The following is an 11,068-nucleotide window of genomic DNA, read 5'->3' on the forward strand; positions in this document are numbered from 1 at the left end:
CCGTGGCCTTGGCGGTGGTCTTCGCGGCCGTCTTCGCGGCCGTCTTCGCGGGGCCCTTCGCCGCCGTGCCCTTGGCGGGCGACTTCTCGGCGTCCTTGGCGGCGGCGGCCCGGTCCGTCGTCCTCGTCGTGCGGCCGGACCGCTTCTGCCGCAGGCGCACCATGAGGTGCGACCCCTCGGTGGTGGTCTCCAGGTAGGGCTGGTCCTGGACGAGCTGGGAGAGCTTGGCGTAGCCGAACTCCCGCGGGTCGAAGTCGGCGTGCGCCCGGTTGAGGTGCTGGCCCACGACGCTCAGCCGGCTCCAGCCGTCGTCGTCCGAGGTCGCGTTGACCCCCTTGGTCAGCGCGCTCTGCAGGTTGATCGAGGGGGTGCGGCTCTCGCGGTCCTCGTCCCCCGGAGCGTCCGGCTCACGCCGGTCCCCGCCGTCCCCGGCGTCGTCCAGCTGCTGGTCCTGGTCCTGCTCCTGCTCCTGAAGCACCTCCAGGAAGATGAACTGGTCCACGGCCCGGCGCAGCGACTCCGGCGTCTTGCGCGACCCAGCCCGAAGACCCGCTTGCCCGACTCCCGCAGCCGGGTGGCCAGCCGGGTGAAGTCGGAGTCGGAGGAGACCAGCGCGAAGGCCTCGACGTTGCCCTGCCACAGCAGGTCCATGGCGTCGATGATGAGCGCCGAGTCCGAGGAGTTCTTGCCCACGGTGTAGGCGAACTGCTGGACCGGCTGGATGGCGTGCCGGTGCAGCTCGGGCTTCCAACCCACGAGGTGCTGCGTCGTCCAGTCGCCGTAGGCGCGCTTGACCGTCGGGGTGCCGTACTTGGCCAGCTCCTCCAGGACGGCCTCGGCATGCTTGCTCGAGACGTTGTCGCAGTCGATGAGCACGGCGATCCGGGTCCTGCTGCTGGCGTCGGTGTCCACGCTGGGCACCCTACGCCAGCACTCAGACGCTGACCCGCTCCAGCTCCTCCTCCACGAGCGGGACGAGGGCGTCGAGCTCGGCCTGGGGCTCGGCTCCCTCCCGCACGACCCGGCCCACGAGCTCGGTCCACGCGGCCTGGGCCCGGGGGGTCCACAGCAGCGGGGTCTGCGGGTGCCCGTGCTCGACGACGTAGGTCGCCACGTGCTGGGCCGGCCCCTCGGCCAGCACGTCCGCCTCCGGGACGAGGGACAGCCGCGCCGGGATGTGCACCCCGTAGGAGGTCGCGAAGTCGAGCTGGTGCTCGGTCTTCTCCACCCACAGCCAGCGGGCGAAATCCCTGGCGGCCTCGATGTCCGAGGCCCGCGCCGAGACGCAGCAGCCGTAGGCGCGACGGGCACCGAGGGCGACCCGCCGGGCATCGAGGGCCACGGGATGGCCCCGAAGTCGTCGCCGAGCTCGGCGCGGATCTGCGGGAAGGTCCACAGGCCGGTCCACTGCATGGCCGTCCGCCCCGACGTCAGGGGGGTCGGGTCGTCCCAGTCCTCGGGGGAGTCGAGCAGGAGCACCTCGTCGGTCCAGAAGGTGCGCAGCACGCTCAGCGCCTCGGCCGCCCCCGCCGAGTCGAAGGTCACCTCGTCCTCGTCGAGGAGGTCCAGCCCCGCCGACCACAGCATGGGCCCGCCCATCCGGCCCGCCCCGCCGTCGTTCCCGAGGAAGAGGCCCTTGACCGTGTCCGTGGTCAGCTCGCGGGCCGCCTGCTGCAGGTCCGCGATCTTCCGCGGCGGCTCGATCCCCACCTGCTCGAGCAGGCTCGGGCGGTAGACGAGCACCTGCGTGTCGACGACCTGGGGGATGGCCAGATCTTCCCGTCGTAGGTCATCCGCTCGACGATCCGGGGGTTGAAGTCGGGCAGCGCGTCGCCGAACGCGTCGGTCACGTCGACCACGAGGCCGTCCCGGATCATGTCGATCGACGGGCCGTTGGCGTACTCGAACACGTCCGGCCCCTCGCCCCCGACGAGCGCGGTGACCGTCGTCCGGTCGTAGGACCCCGGCTGCCAGCTCACCGTCACGTCGGCGGCCTCGTACTCCGCCGCGTAGCGCTCGACGGCCTCGCGGACCCCCTCCTCGCCGTACTGGTGGTACCACTGGGACAGCTCCGGGGGAGGCCCGCCGGCGGTGCCGGTCACGGTCGCCCCGTCCCCGGTCATCGGCGCCGGCGCGGACCCGTCCTCGCACGCCGCGAGCAGCGCACCGAGCGCCGCGGTCCCGCCGAGCGCCAGCACGGAACGGCGGGACAGGAGCGGCGACGGTGCCATGCGGGTCCTCCCGGAAGGATCGGCCGGACGTGTGTGCCCAGAGTATGCCGTGGGCCGCACCCGCCCCTCCCGTGGTCACGATTCGACAACGAAGGCGTGTCGCCGGTGGACCCTGGGGGCGCTCCGTGCGTCCAATGGCGGACGCGCCGTCGCAGCACAGGGGAGGACCACGGATGAGGATGCAGCGCTACGAGGGGGTGCCGCGGGCCCTCGCCCGCCTGCCGCTCCACCGCCGCGACCTGCTGCGCGGGGGGCTGGGGCTGGTCACCGGGGCGGTCCTGGGCGGGCTGGCCGACAGCTACGACAGGGTCGCCGTCCCACCGCCGCCCCCGCCCGAGCCGGAACCCGAGCCCGAGCCGCCGCCCCCGCCGCCCGAGCCCGCGGCATACCAGCGCGGCGACGCCGGGGACGGGGTGCTGGCGCTGCAGCAGCAGCTGGGCGCGACCGGCTACTGGTGCGGAGAACCCGACGGCGGCTTCGGCCACCTGACGCAGCAGGCGGTCTGGGCGGTGCAGAAGGCCCACGGGCTGGTGCGCGACGGGATCGCCGGCCCTGCGACCCAGGCCGCGATCGAGACCGGCTACCGCCCGGCCCCCGTGGCCGGCGGCGACCACGTCGAGGTCCACCTGGGCCCGCAGCTGCTCCTCGTCGTCCGCGGCGGGGCCACCACGATGGTGCTCAACACCTCCACCGGGAACGAGGAGCCCTACGAGTTCCGGGGCGAGGAGTACACCGCGCAGACGCCCACGGGCGACTACGTCGTCGGCTTCATGGACTCCGTCGGCACCGCCGGAGACGGCTGGCGTGAGGGTGAGCTGGGCGAGCTGTACCGGCCGATGTTCTACGACGGCAACTACGCCGTCCACGGCTCCGGGTCGATCCCGCCCTGGCCGGCCTCCCACGGCTGCGCCCGCATCTCGACGGCGGCGATGGACATGTTCTGGTCCGAGGGGCTGCTCGGCATGGGTGGCCGGGTCGTCGTCGTCTGAGACGGGTCAGCGCAGTCGGGTGCTGGAGACCTTCTTCGACCGTCATCCGGGGTGGATCACCGTCGGCGGGACCGACCATCTCGTCTACGCCACGCTGCTGGTCCTCGTGGCCACCGGGCTGGTCGCCGGCCGCCGCTGGGTGCGCGCCCACGAGCCCGGAGTGCGCCGGGTGCTCGTCGGCGTGGTGGTCCTCCAGCAGCTGACCCTCTACGGCTTCTACGCCACCGCCGGGTGGGACTGGGGCGAGTCGCTGCCCCTCCACCTGTCCCGGATCTCGGCCCTGCTGGGGCTGGTCTGGCTGCTCACGCGCGAGCGACGGGTGATGGACGTGCTCTTCTTCTTCGGGCTCTACGCCTGGGGCAGCTTCTCGTACCCGATGCTCATCCAGCCGGCGACCAACGTGCTCGGCTGGAGCTTCTGGGTCAACCACACGGTCACCCTGCTCCTGCCGGCCTACGCCTGGATCACCACGGGGTGGCGTCCCACGGCGAGGGCGTTGTGGCGGGCCTTCGGCTGGTTCCTCGCCTACCTGTCCCTCGCCCTGGTGGTCAACCGGCTCACCGGAGGCAACTACTTCTACCTGCGGGACCGGCCCTTCTTCGGCGACCTCCCGCTGGCGCTCTACCTGCCGGTGGCCGTCGCGGCCACCCTGGCCCTCTTCTGGCTGGGGTATGCCGTCGCGCGCCTGGTGGGGGAGCGCACCGGGACCTGGCGGGCCGGGGCGGTGGCCTGAGGATCGTCAGCGGAAGGCCTGGTGCCCCGTCAGCGCCTGCCCGACGACCAGGGTGTGCATCTCCTCGGTGCCCTCGTAGGTGAGCACCGACTCCAGGTTGTTGGCGTGCCGCATGACCGGGTAGTCCCCGGAGACGCCGTTGGCGCCCAGCACCGTGCGGGCGCTGCGACAGACCTCGATGGCCGCCGTGACGTTGTTGAGCTTGCCGACGCTGACCTGCTCGGGGCGCAGCAGCTCCCGGTCCTTCAGCCGGCCCAGGTGCAGGGCGAGCAGCTGCCCGGTCGTCAGCGCCTGGTGCATCCGGGCCAGCTTGGCCTGGGTCAGCTGGAAGGCGGCGACCGGCCGCCCGAACTGCTCGCGCTCCACCGCGTAGTCGCGCGCCGCGACGAACGCGGTCCGGGCCGCGCCCATCGAGCCCCAGACGATCCCGTAGCGCGCCTCGTTGAGGCAGGCCAGCGGCGAGCGCAGCCCCCGCGACTCCGGCAGGACGGCGTCCGCGGGCAGCCGGACGCCGTCGAGGACCAGCTCGGAGGTGACCGAGGCGCGCAGCGACATCTTCCCGGTGATCTCGGGGGCCGAGAAGCCGGGGGTGCCGGTCGGGACGACGAACCCGCGCACGGTGTCCCTGCTGTCGGGGTCGCCCTCGGTGCGCGCCCAGACGACGGCCACGTCGGCGACCGACCCGTTGGTGATCCACATCTTCGACCCGTCCAGGACCCAGTCCCCGCCGTCGCGCCGGGCCCGCGTGCGCATCGCCCCGGGGTCGGAGCCGTGGTCGGGCTCGGTGAGGCCGAAGCAGCCGATCGCCTCCCCGGTGGCCATCGGGGGCAGCCAGCGCTGCTTGTGCTCCTCGCTGCCGAAGCGCCAGATCGCGAACATCGCCAGGCTGCCCTGCACCGACACCAGCGAGCGCACCCCCGAGTCGGCGGCCTCCAGCTCCAGGCAGGCCAGCCCGTAGTCCACCGCGCTCATCCCCGCGCACCCGTAGCCCTCCAGGTGCATGCCCATGAGCCCGTGCTCCCCGAACACCCGGGCCAGCTCGCGGACGGGTGCCTGCCCCTGCTCGTACCACCCGGCCACGTGCGGCAGCACGTGCTCGGCGCACACCTCGCGCACGCTGTCCCGCACGGCGCGCTCGTCGTCGGTGAGGACCGCGTCCAGGTCGACGAGGTCGACGGGCAGGTCGGTGGTGCTCAGGCGGGCCACGGTGCGCTCCTGGGGGTATGCGGTGCTGCTGGGTCGGGCGGTCGCGCCCACCCTACGGGCTGAGGCTTGCGCGACGGCGAGGTCGGTGCCACACTGACAGACATTGGACAAACGTTGTCCAAAGCATTCTTCCCAAGGAGTCGTCATGACCGAGATCACCAGCCCCGCCAGCACGACCGTCAGCCCGGGCGGTCCGGGCTCCGCGCCGACCGACGCCGTCTCCTGGACCGACCTGGCCAAGGAGATGTGGAGCTACCTCACCGGACAGGGTGCGGCCATCAACTACAGCTTCGTCGACATGGCCGTCGAGGTGCCGCGCGACACCGGCCCCGACGCCCCGCGGGCGACCTGGAAGCTGGACGGCACGCTGCGCATCACGACCGAGGAGCACGCCGGCGGCACCTCCGAGAAGGCATGAGCGCCATGGCCGCGCCCCCGACGGCTCCGGCGGCCCCGGACGCCGCCCGCCTGCGGGTCGAGGCCGACCTGACCCTCACGGTCGACACGCCCCGCGCCGAGGACGACCCCGGCCGGCGGCTGACCGGCCGGGTCACCGGGTCGGGGTCGACCCTGACGGTGCGCCTCGAGGGACTGGACGCCCTGCCGCTGGGCAACGACCTGCGCACCGCCATGGACCCGGTCCGGGACGTCGCCCGGCTGCTCGCCGACGACGGCCTGACCGTGGTCGTCGAGGGGGACCAGGGCCGGATCCTGTCCCTGGGACGGGTCCGCGCCTCTTTCCTGGACCGGGCGGTCACGGGGTCGCGCCACATCGCGCTCCACGACCGGCGGGCGGCGCTGCGGCTCGCCCGGGCGAAGGGGGACGAGGGGGCGCCGTCGCTGCGGGCCCTGGTGCCGCCGTCCACGCCGTGGCCGCTGGCCCCGACGGTCACCCCGCCCCGACGTCGGCACGTCACCACCACCCACGACCCGCTCGGGGGCGGTCGGCCACGTCTGGTCTACTACCCGACGCCGCCGGAGCAGGGCGGCGCCCGGACGGAGCTGGACCTCCGGCGGGGCACGACGACGATCGGCTCGGACCCCCAGGACGACCTGGTCCTGCCGGGCCTGTCGCCCGGCCACGTCCAGGTGCGCCGCAACCCCGCCACCGACGAGTACGAGGTGGTCCCGGTCGCGGGCCGGCCGGTTCGGGTGCACGGGGCCGAGGTCGACCGGCCGGTGGCCCTCCGGACCGGGTCCGTCGTGACCGCCGGCGACTCGTCGCTGACCTACCGGCGGGAGGAGTACGCCGACCACGGGCGCCCCTACGGCGGCCGGACCGGCGGGGAGTTCGCCCGGCAACGGCCGCAGCCGCCACGGCCCCGGTACGACCGCTGAGGGGTCGGTGGGCTGTGGCAGGGTGAGCTCGACCCCTGCCCACCCCACCGGAGGTGCCGACCCGTGCAGCCCCAGCCCGACCGCATACCCCCGTCCCTGCCGGCCGAGGAGGAGCTGCGCGGCCGGGCCGAGGCCGCGGCCCGGGCCTGCGGCGTCGACCTGGAGGCGCACGCCGGGCCGCAGGAGGGCCGGTCCCCGGTGACCGGGACCGTGGTCTCCTCCCTGGCCTGGACCGCCGCCGACGAGGTGCCGCGCGCGGTGGAGCGGGCCCGGGAGGCCTTCCTCGACTGGCGCGTGGTGCCCGCGCCGGTGCGGGGCGCGCTCGTCAAGCGCTGGGCCGAGCTGCTGACCGAGCACAAGGAGGACCTGGCCACGCTGGTGACCGTCGAGGCGGGGAAGGTGACCTCCGAGGCGCTCGGCGAGGTGCAGGAGATGATCGACGTCTGCGACTTCGCGGTCGGGCTCTCGCGGCAGCTGTACGGGCGGACAATGCCCTCCGAGCGGCCCGGCCACCGGCTCAGCGAGACGTGGCACCCGCTGGGGGTCGTCGGGGTCGTCTCCGCGTTCAACTTCCCCGTCGCCGTGTGGTCGTGGAACACCGCCGTCGCCCTCGTCTGCGGCGACCCGGTGGTGTGGAAGCCCTCCGAGCGGACGCCGCTGTGCGCGCTCGCGGCCGATGCCCTGCTGGGACGCGCGGTCCGGGAGGCCGGTCACCCCGAGGCCCTCTCGCAGGTGCTGCTCGGCGGTCCGGAGGTGGGCGAGGCGCTCGCCGCCGACCGCGGCGTGGCCCTGCTCAGCGCCACCGGGTCGACCCGGATGGGCCGGTCGGTGGGGCCGGTCGTGGCCGGACGGCTCGGCCGCAGCCTGCTCGAGCTCGGCGGCAACAACGCCGCGGTCGTCGCCCCCAGCGCCGACCTCGACCTGGCGGTCCGGGGCATCGTCTTCGCCGCCGCCGGGACCGCCGGCCAGCGGTGCACCACGATGCGCCGGGTGATCGCCCACCGGGACGTGGTGGAGGAGCTGACGGAGCGGCTCGTCGCGGCCTACCGCAGCCTGTCCGTGGGGGACCCCTCCCGGCCGGGCACCCTCGTGGGGCCGTTGCTGGACGCCCGCTCCGCCGTGGCGTTCCGGGCGGCCGTGGACCGGGCCGTCGAGGACGGCGGCGAGCTGCTGGTCGGGGGTGAGCGGGTGCTCGAGGAGGAGGCCCCGGAGGCCTTCTACGTGCGACCGGCCGTCGTCCGGATGCGCGCGCAGACCGAGGTGGTGCACACCGAGACGTTCGCACCGCTGCTCTACGTGATGACCTACGACACCCTCGAGGAGGCGGTGGCGATGAACAACGCCGTGCCCCAGGGACTCTCGTCCAGCATCTTCACGCGGGACCAGGCCGAGGCCGAGCTGTTCTGCTCCGCGGAGGGCTCCGACTGCGGCATCGTCAACGTCAACATCGGCACCTCCGGGGCGGAGATCGGAGGAGCCTTCGGCGGGGAGAAGGACACCGGCGGGGGACGGGAGTCCGGGTCCGACGCGTGGAAGGCCTACATGCGGCGGAGCACCACGACGGTGAACTACTCCGGGGAGCTGCCGCTGGCCCAGGGGGTGACGTTCGAGGTGTGAGCGGCCAGACTGGCCAGGAGGCGTCGACCTGCGGGGTTGACGTCCGGACGAAGGAGTGAGCAGATGAGCCGCAGCACCGACCGCTCGCAGGACCCCTCGCCGTTCGCGTGGATCCTCGGCGGGGCTCTGGCGATGATCGCCGCCGGCAGCGTGATCCGGGCGGTCACCGGACGACGGGGGAGCGGAGGACAGGACGTGGCGGGCGGCCGGGACGCCGGGGACGCCGATGCCGACCTCGCCGGTCACCCCAGCTGACCGCCCGCCGGCCTACGTCGGGGTCGTCGGGCCGGGGGCCGGCGCGACGACCGGGCAGGTCGGACAGGCGCGGGAGCTCGGCCGGTCGTTGGCCGGGCGGGGTCTGGTCCTGGTCACCGGGGGCCTGGACGGGGTGATGGACGCGGCGGCGGCCGGGTGCGAGGAGGTCGGTGGCGTGAGCCTCGGGCTGCTGCCGGGGTCGGACCGGACGACCGCCGGCCCCCACCACACCGTCAGCGTGCCCACCGGCCTGGGCGAGCTGCGCAACGGGCTCGTCGTCCGGGCCAGCGACGCCGTCGTCGCGGTCGGGCCCAGCTGGGGAACGCTGAGCGAGGTGGCGCTCGCCTGCCGCACGGGGGTGCCCGTCGTGCTGCTGGGCTGGCCGGAGCACGCGCTGGAGGGGATCGGCGGCCCTGGTCGCCCGCCGGTGCGGTCCGCCTCGGTCACCGAGGCCGTCGACCTGGTCCTGGAGACGCTGCAGAGGTCGTCCTGACGCCAGGGAGCAGATGACGTGGTCGCTCGAAGAACACGGCGGCGACAGCCCCCAGGCAGGATGACGGCCACCGGCAGCAGCAGGGCGTCGGCCAGGGCCGACGCCACCCCGGCATCGCCCGCTGCGCCCCACCGCGGAGGGGGGTTTCCCCGCCCGGCGGGAGCGACCCCATACGCTCCGATCCTGAGCGGGCCGACAGCCGGGCCTCCATGAGGACGGCGATCGCCGCGCTGCCGAGGACCGCCCCCAGCTGCCGGGTGGTGTTGTAGCCGATGACCAGCGCCCGCAGCGCCGGCCACGGGCTCGTCGGGGTGCCGGCCGGGGTTCCCGTGCCGGCGGTGCCCGTGGACACGGGGGCACTGTATGGGGTGCCTCCGACGGAGTCTGTCCGTCGCCGTGGGTAGGGTCGGGACATGCGCGCAGTCATCGTGGAGCAGCCCGGAGGGCCCGAGGCCCTCACCCTCGTCGAGCGGGAGACGCCCGAGCCCGGCCCCGGCGAGGTCCGCGTCGACCTGGCGGCCGGTGGGATCAACTTCATCGACGTCTACCAGCGCAGCGGACGCTACCCGTTGCCGCTGCCGTTCGTCGGCGGGAACGAGGGGTCCGGCACCGTCTCGGCAGTCGGGGAGGGTGTCGAGGACGTGCAGCTGGGCGACCGCGTCGCCTGGGCCATGACTCCCGGGAGCGGGTATGCCGAGCAGGTCCTGGTCCCGGCTGCGCGCGTCGTCCCGGTGCCCGACGGGATGGACCTGGAGCTCGGTGCCGCGGTCATGCTGCAGGGGATGACGGCGCACTACCTGGTCAACTCGACGTTCGAGGCGAAGGAGGGGCAGACCGCCGTGGTGACGGCCGCCGCCGGTGGTGTCGGCCTGCTGCTGTGCCAGATGCTGCGAGACAAGGGGGTGCGGGTCATTGGGACCGTCGGCAACCGGGAGAAGGTGGAGCTGGCCAAGGAGGCGGGGGCCGACGAGGTCGTGCTCTACCGGGAGGTCGACCTGGCCGAGGAGGTTCAGCGGCTGACGACGGGGAGGGCGTGCACGTGGTCTACGACGGCGTGGGCAAGGACACCTTCGACGCAGGGATCTCGGTGCTGCGTCCGCGGGGGATGATGGTGCTGTTCGGCGCGGCGAGCGGGCCGGTGCCTCCGGTGGATCCGATGGTGCTCAACCACGGTGGTTCGCTCTACCTGACCCGGCCCACGCTGGCGCACTACGCCGCCGAGCGTGAGGAGCTGCTGTGGCGTGCCGGCGAGGTGCTCGGCGGGGTGGCCGACGGGTCGCTGAAGGTGCGGGTCGGTGGGCGTTACCCGCTCGCCGAGGCCCGGCGTGCCCACGAGGACCTCGAGGCGGGCGGCACGACGGGCAAGCTGCTGCTCGTGCCCTGACCTGCCTGCCTGCCCCGGTCCGCCCTGCCTGACCTGAGCTGGACCTCGTGTCCGAGCGGCCCCCACATCCCTGACGTGGGGGCCGCTCGCGTCTGCACGGCCGCCCGAGGTCCCCGTGAGCCGGGCCCGCGGGGTCCCCGCCCGGTGGGGACACGGCACCTGGGGACACGACACCTGGGGACAACCTCTTGCGATGTTCGAACACATGTCCTAAAATGGGGTCAGCGGCGAGGGTATCGACGTCGGGGGAGGAGGGGTTCGATGAGTCGCAGTGTCGGTGGTCGAGAGGTGTCCTGGGTGGCCGGTGGTGGTGGCCAGTCCGGCGGTGTGGCCGTTGTCGAACCGCCCTGGGAGGACCTGGAGCCCTACGACGCGGAGGCGTGCGCGGTCGGGGAGTCGTTGGAGTGGCAGGAGCTGGCCGGCCCTGGGGCCTGGGCGGAGCCTGCGGTCGAGCACGACCAGGGGCTGACGTTGCGGGATCCGGTCGGCGCCGTGGGTCGTGTGCTTTCCGACCTCGGTCTGGGGGCTGCGACCGTGGAGGCGATGGCCGGTGCGGCCGTCGTGGCGGCCGAGCACGAAGGGGCCCTGGCGGTGCCGGCGGTGGACCTGGAGGCCGTCCGGGGCGTGGGTGCGCTGGCACTGCTGAGGTGTCGGATGGAGGCGGTGCAGCTGGTGGCGGTGGCGGATCTGGCGGTGCGCACGGGGCGGCGGCTGCTGGAGGAGTGAGGTTCCCCCCCGGAGCGTAGAGGCATCCACAATGAGGATCGAGATGCCAGAGACAAGGAAGAAGTACGACCGGGAGTTCCGTGAGGGAGCGGTCCG

11 protein-coding genes and 3 pseudogenes are annotated in these 11,068 nt (G+C 73.8%); 9 read left to right on the plus strand and 5 right to left on the minus strand.

Annotated elements, in window-relative coordinates; translation table 11 throughout:
- Positions 1 to 229: 229 nt before the first annotated feature.
- The 4 genes and pseudogenes from BJF81_RS16800 to BJF81_RS19495 form a co-directional block, all read right to left on the minus strand.
- Positions 230 to 912: pseudogene (locus tag BJF81_RS16800) on the minus strand (NYN domain-containing protein); the annotation flags it as partial.
- A gap of 22 nt (positions 913 to 934) precedes the next feature.
- Positions 935 to 1,342: a hypothetical protein gene (locus tag BJF81_RS19485; protein WP_237770136.1), complete on the minus strand. Its 408-nt coding sequence runs from the start codon at positions 1,340 to 1,342 to the stop codon at positions 935 to 937.
- Positions 1,343 to 1,365: 23 nt separating this feature from the next.
- Positions 1,366 to 1,743, minus strand: a pseudogene (locus BJF81_RS19490) (extracellular solute-binding protein); the annotation flags it as partial.
- Complete coding sequence (locus BJF81_RS19495) at positions 1,653 to 2,231, minus strand: hypothetical protein (protein ID WP_237770131.1); 579 nt, start codon at positions 2,229 to 2,231, stop codon at positions 1,653 to 1,655. The gene BJF81_RS19495 and the pseudogene BJF81_RS19490, both read right to left, overlap by 91 nt.
- 173 nt (positions 2,232 to 2,404) lie before the next feature.
- Here BJF81_RS19495 and BJF81_RS08640 point away from each other — a divergent pair, with 173 nt between their 5' ends.
- Both BJF81_RS08640 and BJF81_RS08645 read left to right on the plus strand, forming a co-directional pair.
- Positions 2,405 to 3,220: a L,D-transpeptidase family protein gene (locus tag BJF81_RS08640; protein WP_237770132.1), complete on the plus strand. Its 816-nt coding sequence runs from the start codon at positions 2,405 to 2,407 to the stop codon at positions 3,218 to 3,220.
- Positions 3,221 to 3,239: 19 nt separating this feature from the next.
- Positions 3,240 to 3,953: a YwaF family protein gene (locus tag BJF81_RS08645; protein WP_237770133.1), complete on the plus strand. Its 714-nt coding sequence runs from the start codon at positions 3,240 to 3,242 to the stop codon at positions 3,951 to 3,953.
- A 6-nt stretch (positions 3,954 to 3,959) separates the two neighbouring features.
- Here the strand turns inward: BJF81_RS08645 and BJF81_RS08650 are convergent, their stop codons facing one another.
- Complete coding sequence (locus tag BJF81_RS08650) at positions 3,960 to 5,159, minus strand: acyl-CoA dehydrogenase family protein (RefSeq protein ID WP_075958001.1); 1,200 nt, start codon at positions 5,157 to 5,159, stop codon at positions 3,960 to 3,962.
- A 145-nt stretch (positions 5,160 to 5,304) separates the two neighbouring features.
- Between BJF81_RS08650 and BJF81_RS08655 the strand changes: the two genes are divergently transcribed.
- The 7 genes and pseudogenes from BJF81_RS08655 to BJF81_RS08685 all read left to right on the plus strand — a co-directional run bounded on the left by BJF81_RS08655 (position 5,305) and on the right by BJF81_RS08685 (position 10,972).
- Positions 5,305 to 5,577, plus strand: coding sequence for a hypothetical protein (locus BJF81_RS08655; RefSeq protein ID WP_075958002.1), 273 nt, complete (start codon positions 5,305 to 5,307; stop codon positions 5,575 to 5,577).
- On the plus strand, positions 5,574 to 6,497 hold the full coding sequence (locus tag BJF81_RS16805) for an FHA domain-containing protein (protein WP_083664100.1): 924 nt from the start codon (positions 5,574 to 5,576) through the stop codon (positions 6,495 to 6,497). Before BJF81_RS08655 ends, BJF81_RS16805 begins: the two co-directional genes overlap by 4 nt.
- 63 nt (positions 6,498 to 6,560) lie before the next feature.
- On the plus strand, positions 6,561 to 8,114 hold the full coding sequence (amaB, locus tag BJF81_RS08665; RefSeq protein ID WP_237770134.1) for an L-piperidine-6-carboxylate dehydrogenase: 1,554 nt from the start codon (positions 6,561 to 6,563) through the stop codon (positions 8,112 to 8,114).
- 63 nt (positions 8,115 to 8,177) lie between these two features.
- Entirely contained in the window at positions 8,178 to 8,369 is a 192-nt protein-coding gene (locus BJF81_RS08670; RefSeq protein ID WP_075958003.1) for a hypothetical protein, read from the plus strand.
- Positions 8,341 to 8,862, plus strand: coding sequence for an SLOG cluster 4 domain-containing protein (locus BJF81_RS08675; RefSeq protein WP_075958004.1), 522 nt, complete (start codon positions 8,341 to 8,343; stop codon positions 8,860 to 8,862). Before BJF81_RS08670 ends, BJF81_RS08675 begins: the two co-directional genes overlap by 29 nt.
- A gap of 413 nt (positions 8,863 to 9,275) precedes the next feature.
- Positions 9,276 to 10,246 (plus strand): annotated as a pseudogene (locus BJF81_RS08680) (quinone oxidoreductase family protein).
- A gap of 261 nt (positions 10,247 to 10,507) precedes the next feature.
- Complete coding sequence (locus BJF81_RS08685; RefSeq protein WP_143780750.1) at positions 10,508 to 10,972, plus strand: hypothetical protein; 465 nt, start codon at positions 10,508 to 10,510, stop codon at positions 10,970 to 10,972.
- The last annotated feature ends 96 nt before the right edge of the window (positions 10,973 to 11,068 follow it).

Origin of the sequence: Ornithinimicrobium sp. CNJ-824 (assembly GCF_001942405.1) — a bacterium.
Lineage (GTDB): Bacteria > Actinomycetota > Actinomycetes > Actinomycetales > Dermatophilaceae > Ornithinicoccus > Ornithinicoccus kibberensis.